The sequence below is a fragment of the Nocardiopsis sp. CNT312 genome (assembly GCF_000515115.1).
Taxonomy (GTDB): Bacteria; Actinomycetota; Actinomycetes; order Streptosporangiales; family Streptosporangiaceae; genus Nocardiopsis.
Genome location: NZ_AZXF01000011.1, coordinates 207,488 through 227,394, shown reverse-complemented (window position 1 = coordinate 227,394; position 19,907 = coordinate 207,488). Strand labels below are relative to the sequence as shown.

Sequence of the window (19,907 nt, the reverse complement as noted above, 5' to 3'; positions counted from 1 at the left end):
GGCGGAGAAATCTTCTTGACTCCGAACGGCCATTTCCGTGAAAGTGGGGGCGCCTCCGGGGCTTCGGCCCCTATCGTGGTCCCCCGGGCACGAGAAGAGAACCGGAAAGGTGTCCGCCTGCATGCTGCACACCCTCATCGTCGGCCTGGGCCGTTCGGGAGAAGGACTGCACCTGCCGTCGCTGGCCAAGGCCAGGGACCGGGAGCCGACCCTCTTCGCCCCCGGACCGGTCCTCGGATTCGACCCCTTCCTGCCGCCCGTCGACGGCGTCCTCGCGGTCGGCTCCCTGGCGGAGGCCGCAGACCGCGCCCGCCCGGAGGACACCGTGGTCCACCTGTGCACACCGCCGCACGTGCGCTCCGGTCTGCTGGCGGCTCTGGCCGAGACCGGCTACCGCAGGGTCATCGTGGAGAAGCCGCTGGCCCTGGACCTGGTGGGACTGGCCGAGATCGCCCGGGTACGGCGGAGCAGGGGCCTGGACATCACCGTCTCGACCCAGTGGCTGGACAGCGCGCTCACCCGGCGGCTGAGGTCGGCCGTGCGTTCCGGCCCCTTCGGCCGCCTGCGCTCCGTCACCATCGTGCAGAACAAGCCCCGCTTCACCCGCACGGCACGGGTCCCGGGCCACCCCACCGCCTTCGACGTGGAGGTGCCCCACGCCCTGGCCGTGGCGATCGCCCTCGCCGGGCCCGCCGACGTCGCCCGCGCCGAACTGGAGGACATGGTGACCGAACGGACGCGGCAGCCCGGCATGGGCCGGGCCCGCCTCGACCTTCGGCACCATGCGGGGGTGCGCACCCGGATCGACTCCGACCTCACCTCGCCCGTGCGCGAACGCCGCATCACCCTCCGCTTCGACGGTGCCGAGCTCATCGGCCACTACCCGTGCAGCGCGGCCGACCACACCGCCCAACTGCGGGTGGAGGTCCCGGGCCGGAAGACGTTCCACTCGGTCTTCGACGACGACGCGCTCACCGCCTTCCTCGTCTCCGCCTACACGCGCTACGCCGACCCCAGCCCGCCGGTCGGCGACCTCCCGGGGCAGGTGGAGGCCGTACGCCTGCTCGTGGAGGCCAAGAGGCTGTGCGCCCCTGCGCCCGCCCCCGCGGCACAGGAGGTGGCCCGTGCTGTCGGAGCCTGAGACCCGGCCCCGTCTCGCCGGCATCGGGGACGAGGCCGCACCCGGCCTCGACCGCCAGATCGCGGCTGTGGAAGCGCTCGGCTGGAAGCGGCTGGAACTGCGCACCGTGGACGGGGTGCCGGTGGCGGAGATGGCCGAGGCCGACTTCGCACGCGCCGCCGCCGGGATCGCCGCATCCGGAACCGAGGTGGTCGCGGTCGCCGCCAAGATCGGCGACTGGTCCCGGCCCGCGACGGGGGACTTTCGCCTCGACACCGACGAACTGGCGGTCCTGGCCCGGCGCTGCGCGCTCCTGGGCACCCGCCTGGTCCGGATCATGTCCTACCCCTCCGGAGGGCTGGCCGGGCCGGAATGGGGCAGCACGGTCCGTTCGCGGCTGCGCGAACTGGCCCGGCGCGCCGAGGACACCGGGCTCGTCCTGGTGCACGAGAACTGCGCGGGCTGGGCGGGGGAGAGCGCCGAGCGGGCCCTGGACCTGCTGGCCGCGGTGGACAGCCCCGCCCTCGGGCTGCTCTTCGACACCGGCAACGGCGTCGCCCACGGTTACCGGGCTCCCGACCTGCTGCGTCCGCTCCTGCCCCACGTGGCGCACGTCCATGTCAAGGACGCGGTGACCGGTCCCGGCGGGAGGGTCGGCTACGTCCTGCCGGGGGAGGGGGAGGCCGGGACCGGGGAGTGCCTGCGCCTGCTGGCCGCGCACGGATACTCCGGAACGCTGTCCATCGAACCCCACCTGCACCTGCGTCCCCACCTGAGCGCGGAGGGGGCTGATCCCGGCCGCGGCGACCCCGCCGGGTTCGTCGCCTACGGACGTGCTCTGGAACGGCTCCTGGACCGGGTGTGGACCGCCTCCGCCCGGCCGGCGGAGGCGGTCCGATGAGCGTCCGCCTGGACCGGAGCGACCACGACCTGCTGCTGCGGCTGATGGAACTGCCCACCGCGGGCCCCCTGGAGACCGGGCCGGAGGGACCCGAGCCCCGCCTGTACGAGGCCCAGGACCTCTACGCCCGCGCGGCGGCCGGACTCGGGTTCCGGACGGTGCACCTCGCCCCGGCCTCCCCCGGCGACCTGGACCGCCCCGACGTGCCCCTGCCGGTACGCGACGCGGCGCGGGACGCCCCCGGGTTCCTGGAGTGCCAGCCCAGCGCGGTGCTGCGTCTGGGACCGGAGGCGCCCGCCGAGCGCACCGTGATGTTCAACGTGCACCTGGACACGGTGGCCGGACTGCCGCCGGTGGGCTTCGACGGCACGGTCTTCCGAGGCCGTGGCGCCGTCGACGCCAAGGGGCCGGCGGTGGCGCTGCTGGCCGGGGTGCGTGCCGCACGCAAGCGCCGTCCCGCCCTGGGGCGCGACGTGGCGGTGCTCGTCCAGGCCGTGGCCGGGGAGGAGGGCGGCGCCATGGGGGTGCTGGGCACCCGACCTCTCGTCGAACGCGGCCACACCGGGCGGCTCAACGTGTTCTGCGAACCCACCCGGACGCGCTTCCTCACCCGCAGCACGGCCTCGATGACCGCACGGATCTCGGTCCGGGGCGCCGACGCCGTCGACGACCGCCCGCACACCGGACACAACGCCTCCGTCCTGCTGGGGTTCCTGGCCCAGCACCTGGGGCGTTCCCTGGACGCCCACGCCGCGACGGGGGCGGTGTGCGTGGCCGGACTGCACACCGGCCGCCTGCACAACCGCGTCTACGGCACCGGCGACCTGCTGCTCAACCTCTCCTACGGCCGGGCGGAGGCGGGGCCAGCCCTGGAAGAGGCCGTGGAGCGCGCCTTCGACCAGGGCCTGGAGGCCTTCACCGCCGACTTCACGGGCACCGCCCTGTTCGACCGCACGGCCGCCGACGCACGCGGCCTTGCCCGCTTGGAGTGGCTCAAACGCGGACTGCCCGTGCTGGACGACCGCGACCCGTGGGGCCGTGCCCTGCTGCGGCGGGCCGGGATCGCGCCCTGGCCGGACGGCGAGACGCCCTTCACCTGCGACGCCCTCTGGATGGCGCACGCGGCGGGCGCCTGCACCGTGGTGCTGGGTCCCGGCCACCTGGCCGACAACCACGCGCACGCCGAAGGCGAGTACGTCCGCGCCGACCAGCTCGACGGGTTCGCCGACGCGGTGGCCCGCCTGCTGACCGTATGCACCGACGACATGATGGGACGGCCCTGACGTGACCACGACCCCCCTGGGGACCGCGCAGTCCCCGCCCGCACCGGGCACCGTACGCGTGGACGCCGCGGCGCTGCTCGCCTTCACCGCGTCGGTGTTCACAGGCCGGGGCCTGCCACCGCACCGCGCGGAACGGGCGGCGCGGGCGCTGTGCCACGGCGACCTCGCCGGACCGCGCTCGCACGGCCTGGCCAACCTCACCCGGCTCTACCTCCCCCTGCTCGACGAGGGCAGGGCAGACCCCGCCGCCGAACCCCGGGTGCTCACCGACCTGGGCGCGTCCGTGCTCTGGGACGCCCGCCGCGCTCTGGGGCTGTGGGCGGCGGGCGCGGCCATGGACCTGGCCGCCGAACGCGCCGAGCGGCACGGTATCGGCCTGGTGTCGGTGCGCGGCGCCACCCACCTGGGGTGCGCCGGCCACCACGCGCTGCGCGCCGCCGAACGCGGCATGGTCGGCCTGGTGGCCAGCAACTGCGGACGCCAGCGCATCGCCCGGCCCCCCGGCGCCGCCGTGGCGATGCTCGGCACGAACCCGATCAGCCTCGCCGCGCCCGCGGGTGCCCACCCGCCGTTCCTGCTCGACATGAGCACCACGGCCGCGCCCACCGGGGTGGTCCGGCAGGCGGCCCGGGAGGGGCGCCCCCTGCCGGAGGGGCTGCTGCGCGACGAGGTGGGCGCTCCGGTCACCGACCCGCGTGCACTCGACGAGGGCCGCGCGCACCTGGAGTGGCTGGGCGGGGAGGTCGGCCGGTACAAGGGCTTCGGCCTGGCCCTCATGGTGGAGGTGCTGTCCGCGCTCGTGTCCGGCTCCGGGACGGGCCCCCACCCCGACGCCCACGGCGGGGACGGCGGTCGGGACGACGACATCGGTTTCCTCGTCGCGGCCATCGCCCCCGACACCCTGAGGCAGGGGACCGGTGCCGACGCGGAGGCGCTGTTCGGTGCGCTGGTGGACTGTCCGCCCGTCGATCCGGCCGAGCCGGTGCGCTACCCCGGCTGGTACGAGTACCACCGTGCGCGGGAGCGGCGGCGCGACGGCGTCCCGCTGGAGGGCGCGGTCTACGCCGAACTCGTGGACGTGGCGTCGCGGGCGGGCCTGCGCGCGCCGACCGCTCTGGAGGGGCCGTGACACGGCGGCTGCGGGTGGGCCTGGTCGGCCTCGGCGTGATCTCCCGCTTCTACCTCGCAGCGCTGCGTAACGCTCCGGGCCTGGAGCTGGCGGCGGTGTGCGACCGTGACCCGGACGCGCTGGCCGCGCACCCGCTCGGAGTGCCCGGCTACACCGACCACCGGCGGATGCTGGAGGGGGCCGCCCTGGACGCGCTCGTGGTCACGGCCCCCAACGACGCGCACGCCCCGATCTGCGCCGACGCACTCGACCGGGGGGTGGCGGTGTGCGTAGAGAAGCCCCTGGCGCTGGACGCCGCGCAGGCCGCTCCGCTCACCGCCCTGGCCGGGGAGAGGAACACGGTGCTCTTCACCGCCTTCCACCGGCGGTACAACTCCGCGGTGGCCCGGCTGCGCCGGGAGCTGGCCGGACGGGAGGTGGCCGAGTTGACCGTGCGCTACCTGGAGCGGATCGAGGAGCACGCCGGGGCCGACACCTGGTACCTGGATCCGCGCCGCTGCGGCGGGGGATGCGTGGCAGACAACGGGCCCAACGCCTTCGACCTGGTCGAGTGGCTGCTCGGCCCGGCCCAGGTGGTGGAGGCGCGCGTGGGGCGGGACGGCTCGGGAACCGACCGGTGGGCCGAGGTGCGCCTGGAGGCGGGCGGGGCCGCCGCCCGGGTGCTCCTGGACTGGTCCTACCCGGGCGAGGTCAAGGACGCGGTGGCGTGTACCACCGACGGGGCCGTGCTCGGCGCGGACATGCTGGCCGGCCACGACGGGTTCAAGGCGTCGCTGTGGCACGAGTACACCGGGGTGCTCGCCGACTTCGAGGAGAGGGTGCGCGGCGGCCGGGTCGAGGACGCGGGCGGTGCGTCCGCGCTGCGGCTCGTCGGTGACACCTACCGCCGCGCGGTGCGCCCGCAGGAACGGAACCGGGAGGGGGCGGGAAGGTGAACCCGCAGGAGGACGGACCCAAGCGGGAGGTCGCCGCGGACCTGGTGAAGGTCCTGGTGCACCGCAGGGACGAGAGGGGGATGCGGCTCATGCCCTACGCCAGCCGGTGCGTGCGCCCCGGCGAGGTGCACGAGCTGGTGGCCACGGACCACACGGAGACCGCGGAGGGGGCCCGGATCGACCGCGTGGGCTTCCTCGGGTTCGCCGAGATCACCTCGGCCGGGGTGGTGGACCGCGGCGACGAGGTGTGGATCGGTTCCCGCAGGGTGGGGACGGTACTGGGGTTCGACGGCTGCCACCTGCCCAACCACTACAACGTGCTGATCCACGCCGTCCCCGTTCCGACCGGCCGGGAGCTGGGGCTGGACGCGGGTGAGGCGGTGCTCTTCCGTCAGGGTGCCCCGTGGCCGACCGGGGAACCGCGGCCCTGCCATCCGAAAAATCCGTCATTTGACGATAAATGTCCGATATAAAAATTCAAGCCGACTGAATTAATCTCCCCGGAGCCTTTTCCTGTCCGGTTGCACTTGATAAACTGTGCGTGCAGCGAAAGGCGCTCCGGATTCGATGGAAAACCCTTTGTTGTGCCTGATTTCTGTGTATTTTCTTCTCCATGAATTGCGAGGACCCCTATGACCACCGCGACCAAGTCCGCCTCCCGCCTGGAGGCCCGCTTCCGCCTGTGGGACTCCAACGGCAACGGGGTGATCGAGCGCTCGGACTTCGACGCCGAGGCCAACGGCATCATCTCGCGCCTGGGCGCCGAGGGCACCCCCAAGGGTGAGGCGCTCCGCCAGGCCTACATGGGCATGTTCGACCGCCTGGCCGCCGGCGCCGGCACCCAGCGGATGGACCGGGCCGCCTTCATCGAGGTGGCTGAGCGGGAGATCATCAGCCAGGGCGACGCCGGGTTCGCGGCGATGGTCCAGCCCACCATCCAGGCGATCGTCGACGTCCTGGACACCGACGGCGACGGAGAGATCAGCCCGGCCGAGATGGAGAAGTGGTTCGCCGCCATCGGCCTCAGCGGGGCCGAGGCCGACCAGGCCTTCTCCGAGATGGACACCGACGCCAGCGGCAAGCTGTCCACCACCGAGCTGATCGCCGCGGTCCGCGACTACCACCTCGGCCGCAACGACATCCCGCTGCTGGGAGCGTGACACGGGGACGGTGGCCGCCGTCCCCCCGCGAACGCTCCCCCTTCCCGGTGCCCCGCCGCAGCCGATCCGCCGCGGCCGGGCGCCGGCCCTCCCTCCCGCGCCACGGAAAAGGAAAAAGTGGAGAGAACGCTTTCGTCCCCAGAAGCCCCCCTCGGGGCGGGAGAACGGCCTCCCGTTCCCTTCTTCGACCAGTCGGAGACCTTTCAGGAGCTCTGGCCGGACATACGCGAGAACTGCCTCAGGGTCATGGACGACGGGAAGTTCTCCCACGGCTCCATGGTCGCCGAATTCGAGAGCAGACTCGCCGAGTGGACCGGTGCCCGCCACGTGGTCGGCGTCAACTCCGGGACCGACGCCCTCGTCCTCCTCCTGAAGGCGGCCGGACTGCGCCCGGGGGAAGGCGTGATCGTCCCCGCCTACACCTTCATCGCCACCGCCAGCGCCGTCGTGCTGGCCGGGGGCGTGCCCGTGTTCGCCGACATCGAGGAGCACGGGTACGGCATCGACCCGCGCTCCGTACGGGCCGTGGCCACCGAGCGCACCCGCATGGTCATGCCCGTGCACCTGTTCGACCGGCTCGCCGACATGGACGGCGTGCACGCGGTCGCCCGCCAACACGGCCTGACCGTCCTGGAGGACAGCGCGGAGGCGATCGGCATGCGCCTGCGCGGCGTCCACGCCGGACTCCTGGGCCTGGGCGGCGTGCTCTCGTTCTTCCCCTCCAAGACACTCGGGGCGGTCGGCGACGCCGGAGCACTGCTCACCGACGACGACGCGGTGGCCGAGACCGCCGCCTCCCTGCGCCACCACGGCCGCAGCGGGCGGACCGTGGGCCACTTCCCGGGCATCGCCAACCCCACCGTCGTGCCCGGCTGCAACAGCAAGATGGACGACCTCCAGGCGGCCGTGCTGCTGGCCAAGCTCGCCGTCCTCGACACCGGCATCGACCGCCGCGCGCGCCTGTCCGCGCACTACGACCGACGACTGCGACCCGTCCCGGGCGTGCGGGCCGTGCCCGGCGACACCCCGCCCCACCCAGGGGGCGGACGGACCGTCTACGTCCACCTCGTCGAGGTGGACGAGCGCGACGCCCTCGCCGCCCACCTGGCGGGGGCCGGTATCGGCACCGAGACCTACTACCCCCTCCCGCTGCACCTGCAACCGTGCTTCGCGTACCTGGGCCACGTACCGGGCGACTTCCCCCGCGCGGAACGGGCGTGCCGCTCCGCGCTCGCCCTGCCGCTGCATCCCGACATGACCGAGGAACAGGTGGACCGCGTCTGCGACGCGGTCGAGGACTTCTACTCCGGGAGGCGCCGGTGACCGCGACGGCCACACAGGACATCCCCTTCTTCCCGCCCGACCTGTTCGACGACGACCGCGACACCCTCCTGCGGGTGCTCTACGAGACCGGGACCGACCCGTCCCAGAAGTTCATCCTGGGCGCGCGCACCGCAGAGCTCGAACGCGCTCTGGCGGAGCGCACCGGCACCGACACCGTCGCCTGCTCCAGCGGAACCTCGGCGCTCACCCTGGTCCTGACAGCGCTCGGCATCGGACCCGGAGACGAGGTCGTGGTACCGGCGTTCGGCTGCGCACCGCTGGCGAGCACCGTCATCGCCCGCGGCGCCCGCCCCGTCTTCGTCGACGTGCACCCCACGGCGCTGACCATGGACCCGGCCGCGGCGGAGGCGGCCCTCACCGAGCGCACCAGGGCGCTCATGCCCGCGCACGTGTTCTCCACCATGGCGGACATGCCCGCCTTCCGAGCCCTGGCCGACCGGCACGGGCTGCGCCTGGTCGAGGACTCGGCCCTGGCCCAGGGCGGCACACTCGCGGGGCGTCCGGCCGGAACCTGGGGCGACGCGGGCGTCTACTCCTTCGTCCAGGTCAAGACGTTCGGCATGCCCGGCGAGGGCGGAGCGGTTCTCACCTCGGACCCCTCCCTGGCCTCGGCCGTGCGCATGCTGCGCAACCACGGCCAGGACGGTGTACACCGGTTCCTGCACCACCGGATCGGCCACAACAGCCGCTTCGACGAGGTGATGGCCGCCTTCCAGCTCCACCGCCTGGGCGGGCTCGACCAGCGCCTGGAGCGCCGGGCGCGGATCTCGGCGTACTACTCCGCCCGCTTCGCCGACCTCGCCGACGCCGGGATCACCGCGCCCCCGGTCGGCGGCGACGGCCGCTGCCACTACGTCTACACACTCCTGGCCGAGCGCCGCGACGCCCTGCGCGCCCACCTGGCCGCCCACGGGGTGGCCACCCACGTGTACTACCCCCGCACCCTGCCCGCCCAGCCCGCGTTCGCCCCCCACGCCGCACCCGGCGGGCCCTGGCCCCGCGCCGCCTCCGCCGCGCGGCGCACCATCTCACTGCCGCTCTACCCGCACCTGAGCGACGCCCGCGTGGAGCACATCGCCGACGCCGTGTGCGCCTTCGCCCGCAGCCCGCAGGAGGGGAACCCGTGACCGACCAGCTCAGCCCGCCCACCACCGCGCCGGCCGCACCGCCGGCCACCGGGCGCGCACGCCTGGCCGCCTACGTCCGACTGGCCAAACTCGACATCGTCGACTACTACATCGGCCTGCCCCTGGTCCTGGTCATGCTCGCGCCCGCGGTGCGCTGGCAGCCCGAGACCCTGGGGATGATCGCGCTCATCCTCCTCGCCGAGGTGGTCCTGGTGGCCGCGATGGTCGCCTTCGACGACGTCACCGGCTACCGGGACGGCAGCGATGCCGCCAACTACGGCTCCGACGCGGCGCGGCGCCGCCTGGCCCGCAAACCCCTCGTCGCCGGGACCCTCACCGAACCGCAGGCACTGCGCTTCGCCTGGGCCGCGACCGCGGGTGCCGTCGCCCTGTGGGTGCTCGTGGTGGCACTCGCCCCGCACCGGCCGCTGTGGGCCGTGGCCGCCGCCGCCCTCACCCTCCTCGCCTCCGTCCAGTACTCCTGGGGTCTGAAGATCAGCTACCGGGGTTTCCAGGAGCTCTTCCTCATCGGCCTGGGCGTGAGCTGGATCGTGGTGCCCTACGCGCTGCTCACCGGAGAGCTCAGCGGGTTCGTCCTGGTCGAGGCGCTGCTGTTCGGGTTCGGACCGATGATCTTCGGCCTGTACTCCAACACCAACGACGCCGACGGCGACCGCGCCGCGGGGCGCATCACCGTCGCCGCGATCGTCCCGCGCCGGTTCAACGCCGCCTTCATCATCGCCCTGACCGTCGGTGAGAGCCTGCTCGTCGTCGGCTCCACCCTGGCGGGGATCTCCCCGTGGTGGTTCCCCGTGGTGCTCGTCCCCGTCTTCGCGATGCGCCTGGCCCAGCTCGTGATCGGGTTCGTGCGCGGCGACATCCTGCGTGCGCGGCTGCTGGCCATCCGTACCCACCGCCTCACCGTGGTGCTGCTGATCGCCGCGAACCTGGCCGCCCCGGTGCTCGCGGGGGCCCTCGGATGAGCGGGCGGGCCGACGTCGCCGTCGTCGGTGCGGGGCCGGCCGGACTGGCCACGGCCCACACGATCGCCCGGGCCGGGCGGACCGTGCGGGTCCTGGAGGCCGCCGACGCGGTCGGCGGGCGAACGCGCACCCTGCGCGAGCACGGCTGCCTGATCGACACCGGTGCCGAGATGCTCCCCCCGGCCGATGCCTACCCGGCCACCTGGAGGCTCATCCGTGAACTCGGGCTGGACGCCGACCCGGGTGCTGTGCCACGCGTCCGCGGAGCCCTGGGCGTGTGGCGCTCCGGCCGGGTCCGACCGCACGCGGGCCGCCCCCTGGGGCTGCTCACCGGCGCGGGACTGTCCCTGCGTGCCCGCGCCGACCTGGTGCGGTTGCAGGTAGCGATCGCCGCCGCCGGAGCCGACCCCGAACACCCCGAACGCTCAGGGCTGGGCACCCGCACCCTGGCGGACCTCCTCGCCGACCACCACCCCGAGCTGGTCGAGCGGCTGCTGGGGCCGCTCGCCGCCGGGTTCTTCGGATGGAACCCCGAGCGGACCGCGGCCGCACCCTTCGCCGCGCACCTGGCCTCCGCGGGCAGTACCGCCCACTGGCGCACCTACCGCGACGGCATGGACACCCTCGCCCGAATCCTGGCGGAGCGGCTTGACGTGAGCACCGGCCACCCCGTGACCGGGGTGGAACACGTGCCCGGCGGGGTGCTGCTGTCCTCGCCCCAGGGTGACGTCACCGCCCGCGCGGCCGTGCTCGCGGTGCCCGCGCCGGTCGCCGCGCGCCTGTACCCGGGGGCGCACCCGGACGAGCGCGCCTACCTGCGGGCGTGCGCCTACGCGCCCATGCTCCGCCTCTCCCTGGTCCTGGACCGCCCGACGGCCCCCGCGGGGGCGCGCGGCGGCTTCGCCGTCCTCGTGCCCGCAGCCGAGGACCCGCTGCTCAACGTGGTCACCGTCGACCACCACAAGCACCCGGCCCGGGCACCCCGTGGCCGGGGCCTGGTCTCTCTGATCGCCTCCCCGCAGGGCACCGCGGAACTCCTCGGAGCCTCCGACGCACACGTGGTGCGGCGTCTCATGAAGAGCGCCGAGCGCCTCATGCCCGGCCTGTCCGGCCGTGTCCGCGCCCACAGGGTCCACCGCTTCCGCCACGGTCTGCCCGCCCCCTCGCCGCAGGCGCTGGCGGCCCGCCCGGCCTTCGCCGCGCGCCCGCCCTCGGCGGTGGACTACGCGGGCGACTGGATCGCGCTGCGTCCGTGCAGCGAGGGCGCGGTCTCCTCCGCCGCCCGGGCCGCCGACCGCGTCCTGGCCTTCCTCGGCGGTGCCGTACCGGAGACGGCCCCCACACCACTGCAAGGAACGGAAACCTGACGATGTTCGCCAAGCCCATCCACCTGGGCAGCCTGTTCGACGACCTGGAGCGGCGCGGCGGCACCACCGCGGTGCACCTGAGCCGTCCGCTGGACCTCGCCCCCCACCTGGGCACCGACCTGGACGTGCCCCGGATCGCCGCACTGGTGCGCGAGACCGCCGGGCGGCTGCGCGCCGCCGGTGTCCGCCCCGGCGACCGCGTCGTGATCGCCAAACGCAACCACTGGGACTACGTCCTGCTGAACTGTGCCGCCGCACGGCTCGGCGCCGTTCCCGCCTCCCTCGCCGCGCACCTGGAACCGGAGGCGCTCCGGCTTCTGACCAAGCGGCTCGCCCCGGCGCTGATGGTCACCGACGCCGAGGTGCTCGCCCGGGCGCGCGCCGCGGGCCACGACCCGTCGGTACACGCACGCCGTACCGTCACCGTCGACGGCCCCGCCGAGGACGCCACGCCCCTGCCCGAGATCCACGGTACCGACGCGCCGCCGCCGTACCGGCCGCCGCTGGACGCGCCGCTGGCCGTCATGCACACCTCCGGCACCACCGGCGTCCCCAAACTGGTCGTCCACACCACCCGCACGATCATGCGGCGCCTGGCCGGGTTCGAGTCGCACCGCTGGCCCGTGCTGGGCAGCCGCCCCGACGACACCGTGACCGCCTCCTACTCCTTCGCCCACGGCCGCGCCCTGGCCTGGACCGCGAGCGTGCTGTGGCTGTTCCCGCGCGCACTCTCGGTGATCACCTCTCCCGACTGGGAGGAGGCCGGGGCACATCTGTTCCGACACCCTCCCACCACCCTGGAGGTCCAGCCCGCCACCTTCGTGCGCTGGCAGTCCCACGCAGAGCGCACCGACCACCCCTTCGACCGGGTGCGGCTGTTCGTCAGCACCTTCGACGCGATGCACCCGCCGACCGTGCGCACCTTCCTCAACGCCAGCAGGCGCCGCGCCCCGGTGTGGATGCAGGGGTGGGGACAGAGCGAGACCGGGCCGCTGACCTTCCGCTTCCTCACCCGGCGCGCGCTCGCCCGCGCTCGGGGCCCCGAGCCCACCACCCGTGACCTGGGGCGGCCGATCCCCGGACGGACCCGGCTGCGCGCGGTGGACCCGCGGACCATGCGCCCCCTGCCCCAGGGCGAAGCGGGCCTGCTGTTCTGCCGAACCGAGGCCCTGTGCTCGGGCTACGTGGGGGAGGAGGGGCGCTGGAGGTCCAAACTCGTGGGGGAGTGGTGGAACACCGGCGACATCGGCTCCATCAGCGCCACCGGAGCCGTGCGGCTCGTCGACCGCGAGGTCGACGCCCTACGCAACGGCGGCTGTCTGGAGATCGAGGACGTGGTGGACGACCGGATGCCCGGGGTGCTGGAGTGCGTCGTGCTCGGCGTCGCCGACGGCCCGCCCGTGCCGGTGGTGGCCACCGGGGACGGACGGCTCGACCTCGGTGAGTGGAAGGGCGCCGTCGCCGACCTGCCCGACCTCGCCGACCCCGTCGTGACGACCTGGGACGCGCTCCCGCGCACCGCCACCGGCAAGGTACGGCGGGGTGTGCTGCGGACGACACTGGGCCTGGCCCCCGACACCTGCGGCAGCGGACGGTGGACGTGACACCGTCACCGCAGACGGCCTCGGCCGTGGCCGCACCGATGGCCGGGACCACCGTCCGGGCCATCGGCGACTCCGTCGCTCTGCGGGTGGCGGCCGCGCGGCTGGAGGAACTCGGGGCGGACCTCACCCGGCACCGGGGCACCCCGCCCGCGCACGCCCCCGCTGGATGGCTCGGGCTGGAACACACCCCTTGGGCTCCGGGAGCGGCTCCGCGCTTCGGCTGCGGGATCGACTGGGCAGGGCCGGTCACGCTGCCCATGAGGGACGAAGGGGACGTCCAGGCCGCCTGCGGCCTTGCCCACCTGCACGGACGTGCCCGCGGCGGGTCGCACGCCCTGCGGATCGACTACGCCTCGGTGTGCGCCGGTGTCCTGGCCTCCCAGGCGGTGCTGGGTGCCGCGCTGGCCGCGGCGCGCGGCGGTGCGGCCCCGCCGGTCTCGGTGTCGGTTGCCCAGGCCGCACTGCTCGCGGCCGCCCCCTACGTCGCGGCGGAGGGCGTCTCCGGACGGCCCCCGCACCCCCGGCGGGGATCCGTCCCGGGAGCATCCGCCGCACCGCCCTTCCGCTCCGCCGACGGCACGCCGCTGGAGATCGAGACCCTGGACGCCGAGGCGTGGTCGCGCTTTTGGGCCGTACTGGGCGCCCCCGTCCGGGCGGTCTCCGCCGGATGGCCGCCCTTCCAGAGCCGGTTCGGCACGGCCGTGTGCCCACTGCCCGCCGAACTGGCCGAGCGCTTCGCCGCAGCGGACCCGGAGCGGCTGCGCTCGGCGGCCGATCGCTCCGGGGTCGGGCTCGTCCCCCTCCGCGCCGCTCAGCGGGCCGACGCCGCACACTCCGAGGCGCGGTGGCGGGCGCGCGTGGTGGAGGGCACCGGGCTGCGGTCCGCCGGCCTGCCGCCGCTGCCCGCCGGGGCCGCCATCCCGCTGTTGGGGCTGAGGGTGGTGGAGGCCACCACCCGCATCCAGGGGCCGCTCGCCGGACAGCTGCTGCGCATGCTCGGTGCCGACGTGGTGCGCATCGAACCGCCCGGCGGCGACCCCATGCGCGGCGTACCGCCGATGGCCGGGGCGTGCTCGGCCCGGTTCCTGGCGCTGAACCACGGCAAGGGCGCGGTGGAGGCCGACCTGAAGACCGAACGCGGCCGACGGGCCGCACGGGAGCTGGCCGCCACGTCCGACGTCCTGCTCTACAACTGGCCGCCCGGCCGCGCCGAGGCCTTCGGCCTGGGGCCGGACGACCTCGCCCTCCCGGGCCTGGTCCACGTCCACGTGGACGGCTGGGACGGCGACCCGCCCGGCCGCGCCGTGCCCGCCACCGACTACCTGGTCCAGGCGCACGGCGGGGTGGCCGACCTCCTCGCCGGGCCCGGCGAGGAGCCTGCCCCCTCCCTGCTCACCCTCACCGACACCCTCGGTGGGATCATCGCCGCCGAACGGGCGGTCGCGGGGCTGCTGGCGCGTGTGCGCGCCGGCTCCGGGGTCCGGGTGCGCACCGCACTGGCCGACGCCGCCCATACGCTGCGGCGGGCCGGGCGCGAGAGCGCGCCCCGCCGACAGGAGGACGGCCCGCGCCGGGTGTGGGACCCGGCCTCGGTGGCCGCCGCACCCGAGTTCGCGCGGGCCTTCGACCGCGTCGACACAGCGGCCTGCGTCCGTTCCCCCTGGAGCCCCGGCCGTCCGGCCTGGACCTCCTCCACCGGGCTGGTGCTGACCGACCTGGTGCCCGGGCAGCTGCGTGCCCGGTGGAGCGCCCGGGGCTGGTGCCCCGACCGCGACCTGTACAGCCTGTTCCGCGACCGGGTCCGGGCCCACCCCGGACGGGAGGCGGTGATCGACGACCGCGGGCCCCTCACCTACGCCGAACTGGACGAGCGGGTCCGCCGTATGGCGTCCCTGCTCGCCGCCGACGGGCTGGGGGAGCGCGACGTCGTCGCCCTCCTGCTGCCCGAGGGCCGAGAGTCGGCCGTGGCCGACCTCGCCGTCGCCGCGATCGGGGCCGTCGTCCTGCCCGTCCCCTACGGCCGCACCCCGGCGGACGTGCACGGCCTACTGCGGCGCTCCCGGGCCCGCGCCCTCCTCACCACCGGGGACCGGTCCGGGCAGGTGCGCCGGAGGGAGCTGCCCCACGTGGAGCGGGTCCGCACACTCGGTCCCCAGGACCCGGACGGCCCCGGTCCCGCCGAGGCCGGGGAGTGGCGTCCGGCACGGACCCACCCGGAGTCCCCGGCCCGCATCCTCGTCTCCTCCGGATCGGAGGGCGAGCCGTCCATGGTCGCCTACACCCACAACGCGATGGCGGGCGGTCGCGGCAACTACGTCGGCGCCCTGCACACCGGACCCGGACCCATGCGCGTCCTGCTGCTGGTCTCGACGGCCTCCTCCTTCGGCTCCCTGGGCGTGCCCGTGACCCTGGCCCGCCACGGCGGCACCCTGATCGTGCTGGAGCGCTTCGACCCCGCCGCCGCGCTGGCCGCCGTCCAGGCGCACCGCCCCACCCACCTCATCGGCGTCCCCACGATGCTCCGGCGCATCGCCGTGTTCCCCGGTGAGGCCGACACCTCGTCGCTGCGCACGGTCGTGGCCAGCGGGGCCCCGCTGGACCGGGAGGTCCGCGACGCCTGCGCACGGCGTTTCGGCGGGCAGGTCGTCAACGTGTACGGATCCACCGACGGGGTCAACTGCCACACCGCCTCCCGCCCGCAGGCGTGGGAGCCGGGCATGGCAGGCTACCCGGCCCCCGACGTCGCCGAGATCAGTGTCCGCGACCCCGACGGGCGGCCCGTTCCGGCGGGTGCGACCGGTGAGATCTGGGCGCTGGGGCCGATGACGCCGATGTGCTACGTCGCCGCGCCCGGCCTGGACGCCGAGCGCCGCGCCCCCGGCGGGTGGGTACGCACCGGCGACCTGGGGCGGCTGGACCCGGGCGGAGCGCTCCACGTGGTGGACCGGCTGCGCAGGATGGTGATCCGGGGCGGCGTCAACCTCTTCCCCGCCGAGGTGGAACGCGCACTCGGCGCCCACCCCGGCCTCGCGGAGGCCCACTGCGTGCCGGTGCCCGACCCCGACCTCGGTGAGCGGATGTGCGCCTGCGTGTCCCCCGCGCCCGGTTCGGCCGTGCCCACGGCCCGGGAGCTGCTCGCCTTCCTACGCGAGGAACACGGTCTGGACCGGCGCGCGCTCCCCGAACACGTGCTCGTCCTGCCCGAACTGCCGCTCGGCCCCACCGGGAAGGTGTGCACCATCACCCTGACCCGCCTGGCGGCCGAGTCCGTGCACCGCTGACCGCCCCGATCCTGAGGAGGACCCCGTGACGGACACCGCCACGGAGACACCTGGCTACGTCTTCGACAACCACAGCGAACACGCCTTCGACCAGCACCGATTCCTGGCGGATGCCTACGACCCGATGACCACCGAGCACCTGGCCCGCACCGGGGTCGGCCCGGGGTGGCGGTGTCTGGAGGTGGGCGCGGGCGGCGGCAGCGTCGCGACCTGGCTCGCGCGGCGCGTCGCCCCCGGCGGAAGCGTACTGGCCACCGACATCAAACCGGAGAGGATCGCGCGGCGGGAGGGCCTGGAGGTGGCGCGCCACGACATCGTCCGCGACCCGCTGCCGGAGGCCGCCTTCGACCTCGTCCACGCCCGGCTGGTGCTGCTGCACCTGCCTGAGCGGATCGGTGTCCTGGACCGCCTGGTGCGCGCGCTCAAACCCGGCGGGGTGCTCCAGCTCGACGAGTTCGACATCACCTACGGTCCCGGGCTGCTCATGCCCGACGCCGGGGCGCGGGAGCTGTACCAGCGGTTCCAGGACGCCAAGACCCGGCTCATGGTCCGTGCCGGGGCCGACCCGGAGTGGGGCGCCAAGGCCGCCGGGGCGATGCACCGGGCCGGGCTGGCCGAGGTCGATCCGCGGCCCCGGGTGGAGCTGTGGGACGCCCAATCACCGGGGGTGCACCTGATCGCGCACCACACACGGCACCTGAGGGAGGCGTTCCTGCACGAGGGCCTGACCGACCGAGACCTCGCCGACGTGCGCGCCCTCCTGGCCGACCCCTCCTTCCGGGCGTGCTCGTGTGTGGTCTACTCGGTGCAGGGCCGCCGGCCGGCCTGAGGGCCCGCTCCGTGAACTGCCCCCGATCGTCGGTGCGCCCCCCTAGGTTCGGTCCCGGAGTGAGGAGAGCACGACACTCGGGGAGTGAGCGGTATGGGTGGCAGCGAGCAGCGCGTCGACCGGGCGGGTCGGCTGGTCCGGGCCTCCGCCGCTGCGGTCTACGCGGCGATGACCGGGCGGGAGGCACTGGAGACGTGGCTGCCGCCGGAGGGCATGACCGGGCGCATCGACTCGTTCGATCCCCGGCCCGGCGGCGGGTACCGGATGGTGCTCACCTACCCCGGGTCCCAGGCCGGGCGGGGCAAGAGCACCGGGAACAGCGACGTCACCGAGACCGGGTTCGTCGAACTGGTCCCGGGGGAGCGGGTGGTGCAGCGGGTGGACTTCGACGCGGAGGCCCCGGCGTTCGCGGGCACGATGACGATGGTCTGGAGCCTCACCCCGCGGCGGGAGGGGACGCTGGTGAGCGTGGAGGCCACCGGTGTGCCCGAGGGCGTCGACCACGCGGTCCACGAGGAGGCGCTCGCCTCCTCCCTGGCCCACCTCGCCGCCCACGTGGAGGGGTGAGGCGCCGCCGGTCGGGGTTCGCGGCCGAGGGCGGGCAGGCGCTCGGTGGCACTGTCCTGCCGGGTCCATCAGCCGCGCACGTCGTCGGGGGGCGGGCAAGCGTGCGGACCGGGGCGTTGGGCGTTCCCACGGCGCGGGCGGGCCGGCTCGGTCTTGTCGTCGCTGGTGGTGCCTTCTATCTGGCCGGAGCCGATCGTGGCCTGTTTGGTCCAGACGCGGATGGTCTGGGCCGAGGGTTCGCACTCGGCTGCCAGGTCCTCGGGGCCACGGCCAGAGCGATGATCTGATCGCGGTACTCCGGCGGGTACGCGGGGCGCGTCTTGGGCACTTCCCTCTCGTCGTTCAGTGACGAATCATCCGAAAGCGGACGCCTGTCCACCGAGCCGAAGTCAGATCAGTGCTCTGTGAGGTCTATGGGATGCATGATCCCAAGATTCGTGAGGCCTTGGAGAGGCTGGCCAGGGACGCCGACAGCGGGACTGGTGGAGTCAGTACAAGGACGTCTTCACGGGTCTGCTTCCGGACTTCGAGCCAGAAGCACGAATAATTCGGACATATGAGTGCCAGGCCGTGTCGGGGCTGCTCCAGCTCCCCGAGTACATCGAGGCGGTGTCCAGGGGCGGTCGAGTTCACGAACCCGACCTTCACCTCGGGGGAGTGGAGCAGCTTCGCCTCCTCCCTCAAGAGCCCCTTCACCCACTCCTGACCACGGACACCCGGGCCCCGAGAGCACGCTCTCGGGGCCCTGCCACTGTCCGGACCCGGCCGTGAACCTTTCCCTCCCCGCCCCCGACTGTTGTGGTGAGAGACGACGCCGAGGCGGGGAGGCGGCTGTGGACGGCGAACGGCGCGACAGCCTGCTGGTGGTGCGCTGCCAGCTCGGGGAACGCGAGGCGTTCGCCGCGCTGGTGGACCGCTGGCACGCCCCGCTGTGGCGCTACGTCCACAGCATGGCCGGATCCCCGGACCTGGCGGACGACCTCGCACAGGAGGCGTGGGTGGCCGTGCTGCGCGGCCTGCCCCGGCTGCGCAGCCCCGAGCGGTTCGCCCCCTGGATGTTCACCATCGCCCGGCGCGCGGTCACCGACCACCTGCGGCGGGCCTACCGGGATCCGCGGGCACCGGTGGAGGAGGCCGAGGCCGTCGCGTCCGGGGACGACCCGTTCGGCGGCGTGCTCACCGGGATGCAGATCGAGGCCGGCCTCAGCGGGCTCCCGCCACTGGAACGGGAGGTGCTGGTCCTGTTTCACCTCCAGGACCTGCCCCTGGCCGACTGCGCCGGGATCCTCGGCGTACCGCCCGGAACGGTCAAGAGCAGGCTGCACCGCGCCCGCCGCATGCTGCGCGGCGTCCTTGTCGAGAGGGGATACGAGCCATGAACGAACGGAACCCGGTGGAACGGCGTGAGGCACCCGGAGAACTCCGGCGCGCCCTGGCCGCGGAGGTGTCGCTGGGCCCCCGGATGCGGCACGCGGCTGTCGGGCTGGCGGGAGGGTGCGGGGCGGTACTGATCGCGGTGCTGTGGGCCACCGAACCGGGGACGCTCCCCGTACGGACCCGGGCCGCCTTCGCCGCCCTGATCACCGTCGGTCTGGCCTGGGCCGCCTTCAGCGGCTGGGCGCTGAGCAGACGCCGGCCGCTGTTCGCCCGGGACCGGGTGCTGGGCGCGGGGATCGCCCTGGCGGCCGCCGCGGTGACCGCCGTGGCGGGGACGGCTCTGGCGGCCGTGCGCGCCACCGCTGCCGAGACGCTGGCCGCCGCACTGGCCGGCACCCTCCTCACCGGCGCGGCGGGGCTCCTCCTGGCCCGTGCGCGGGCACGCCGCCGGGAACTGCTGCGGCTGCGCGACGCGCTGCGCGACGACACCGCCCGACCGGCTCCGGAATCCGATTCCACCTTCGAGGAGATCGCCATGAACGACAAGACCGACAGGAACCTCTCCCTGGGGCCGCTGGCCCTCGCCCTGCGCCTGCGCGGCGCGGGCGGGCGCACCGCCCTCCTGCTCGCCGTGCTGCTGGGCGCGGCCCTGCTGGCGGGGGCCGCTCTGCTCTTGACCTGAGCTTTCGCCTTGATGCGCACTCGACTCGGTGGCGTTTCGGCCTCCGTTCGGGGAGCGCAACGGCCGCATCCACCGATGGTTGCGCCGATTGCGGTGGGGGTGAGCCGTGTTATGTTCACGACGCGCGCCGGCTGAGGAGCGCTCAGTCAACCCCCCAGTCCCCGGGCGGGACCCGCCACCGCCCGGGGGCCGCACCCTCCTGAGGAGCCGCCGTACGC

At 74.5% G+C, this 19,907-nt stretch carries 18 protein-coding genes; all 18 read left to right on the top strand.

What is annotated here, in order from left to right; translation table 11 throughout:
• Positions 1–121 precede the first annotated feature (121 nt).
• Entirely contained in the window at positions 122–1,141 is a 1,020-nt protein-coding gene (locus B042_RS0103775; RefSeq protein WP_028647122.1) for an oxidoreductase, read from the top strand.
• Positions 1,125–2,021, top strand: coding sequence for a sugar phosphate isomerase/epimerase (locus tag B042_RS0103770; RefSeq protein ID WP_028647121.1), 897 nt, complete (start codon positions 1,125–1,127; stop codon positions 2,019–2,021). The genes B042_RS0103775 and B042_RS0103770 overlap by 17 nt, the downstream gene beginning before the upstream one ends.
• The gene (locus B042_RS0103765) at positions 2,018–3,304 is read left to right on the top strand and encodes a M20/M25/M40 family metallo-hydrolase (protein ID WP_028647120.1); all 1,287 of its coding nucleotides are present in this window, start codon (positions 2,018–2,020) and stop codon (positions 3,302–3,304) included. The genes B042_RS0103770 and B042_RS0103765 overlap by 4 nt, the downstream gene beginning before the upstream one ends.
• Before the next feature lies 1 nt (position 3,305).
• The gene (locus tag B042_RS0103760) at positions 3,306–4,433 is read left to right on the top strand and encodes an Ldh family oxidoreductase (RefSeq protein ID WP_028647119.1); all 1,128 of its coding nucleotides are present in this window, start codon (positions 3,306–3,308) and stop codon (positions 4,431–4,433) included.
• The gene (locus B042_RS0103755) at positions 4,430–5,368 is read left to right on the top strand and encodes a Gfo/Idh/MocA family protein (RefSeq protein ID WP_028647118.1); all 939 of its coding nucleotides are present in this window, start codon (positions 4,430–4,432) and stop codon (positions 5,366–5,368) included. Before B042_RS0103760 ends, B042_RS0103755 begins: the two co-directional genes overlap by 4 nt.
• Complete coding sequence (locus tag B042_RS21855) at positions 5,365–5,841, top strand: DUF6917 domain-containing protein (protein WP_081748577.1); 477 nt, start codon at positions 5,365–5,367, stop codon at positions 5,839–5,841. Before B042_RS0103755 ends, B042_RS21855 begins: the two co-directional genes overlap by 4 nt.
• A 159-nt stretch (positions 5,842–6,000) precedes the next feature.
• Complete coding sequence (locus tag B042_RS0103745; protein WP_028647117.1) at positions 6,001–6,528, top strand: EF-hand domain-containing protein; 528 nt, start codon at positions 6,001–6,003, stop codon at positions 6,526–6,528.
• A 117-nt stretch (positions 6,529–6,645) separates the two neighbouring features.
• Positions 6,646–7,851 (top strand): DegT/DnrJ/EryC1/StrS aminotransferase family protein, encoded by a 1,206-nt coding sequence (locus tag B042_RS21850; protein WP_051415444.1) that lies wholly within the window; start codon positions 6,646–6,648, stop codon positions 7,849–7,851.
• Positions 7,848–8,999 (top strand): DegT/DnrJ/EryC1/StrS aminotransferase family protein, encoded by a 1,152-nt coding sequence (locus B042_RS0103735; RefSeq protein WP_028647116.1) that lies wholly within the window; start codon positions 7,848–7,850, stop codon positions 8,997–8,999. The genes B042_RS21850 and B042_RS0103735 overlap by 4 nt, the downstream gene beginning before the upstream one ends.
• Positions 8,996–9,982, top strand: coding sequence for a UbiA family prenyltransferase (locus tag B042_RS0103730; protein ID WP_028647115.1), 987 nt, complete (start codon positions 8,996–8,998; stop codon positions 9,980–9,982). Before B042_RS0103735 ends, B042_RS0103730 begins: the two co-directional genes overlap by 4 nt.
• Positions 9,979–11,349: an NAD(P)/FAD-dependent oxidoreductase gene (locus B042_RS0103725; RefSeq protein WP_028647114.1), complete on the top strand. Its 1,371-nt coding sequence runs from the start codon at positions 9,979–9,981 to the stop codon at positions 11,347–11,349. The genes B042_RS0103730 and B042_RS0103725 overlap by 4 nt, the downstream gene beginning before the upstream one ends.
• Positions 11,346–12,953 carry a class I adenylate-forming enzyme family protein gene (locus B042_RS0103720; RefSeq protein WP_028647113.1) on the top strand — a complete coding sequence of 536 codons (1,608 nt, stop codon included), beginning with the start codon at positions 11,346–11,348 and terminating at the stop codon, positions 12,951–12,953. The genes B042_RS0103725 and B042_RS0103720 overlap by 4 nt, the downstream gene beginning before the upstream one ends.
• 38 nt (positions 12,954–12,991) lie before the next feature.
• Positions 12,992–16,234, top strand: coding sequence for an AMP-binding protein (locus B042_RS26910; RefSeq protein WP_369797667.1), 3,243 nt, complete (start codon positions 12,992–12,994; stop codon positions 16,232–16,234).
• A gap of 25 nt (positions 16,235–16,259) precedes the next feature.
• Positions 16,260–17,063 carry a class I SAM-dependent methyltransferase gene (locus B042_RS0103705; protein WP_028647112.1) on the top strand — a complete coding sequence of 268 codons (804 nt, stop codon included), beginning with the start codon at positions 16,260–16,262 and terminating at the stop codon, positions 17,061–17,063.
• 93 nt (positions 17,064–17,156) lie between these two features.
• Positions 17,157–17,630, top strand: coding sequence for an SRPBCC domain-containing protein (locus B042_RS0103700; protein ID WP_028647111.1), 474 nt, complete (start codon positions 17,157–17,159; stop codon positions 17,628–17,630).
• A gap of 570 nt (positions 17,631–18,200) precedes the next feature.
• Positions 18,201–18,401, top strand: a complete 201-nt coding sequence (locus B042_RS27000) for a hypothetical protein (RefSeq protein WP_369797664.1) — start codon at positions 18,201–18,203, stop codon at positions 18,399–18,401.
• Positions 18,402–18,463: 62 nt separating this feature from the next.
• Positions 18,464–19,009 carry an RNA polymerase sigma factor gene (locus tag B042_RS0103695; protein ID WP_028647110.1) on the top strand — a complete coding sequence of 182 codons (546 nt, stop codon included), beginning with the start codon at positions 18,464–18,466 and terminating at the stop codon, positions 19,007–19,009.
• Complete coding sequence (locus tag B042_RS21840; protein ID WP_197024161.1) at positions 19,006–19,689, top strand: transmembrane transport protein; 684 nt, start codon at positions 19,006–19,008, stop codon at positions 19,687–19,689. The genes B042_RS0103695 and B042_RS21840 overlap by 4 nt, the downstream gene beginning before the upstream one ends.
• The last annotated feature ends 218 nt before the right edge of the window (positions 19,690–19,907 follow it).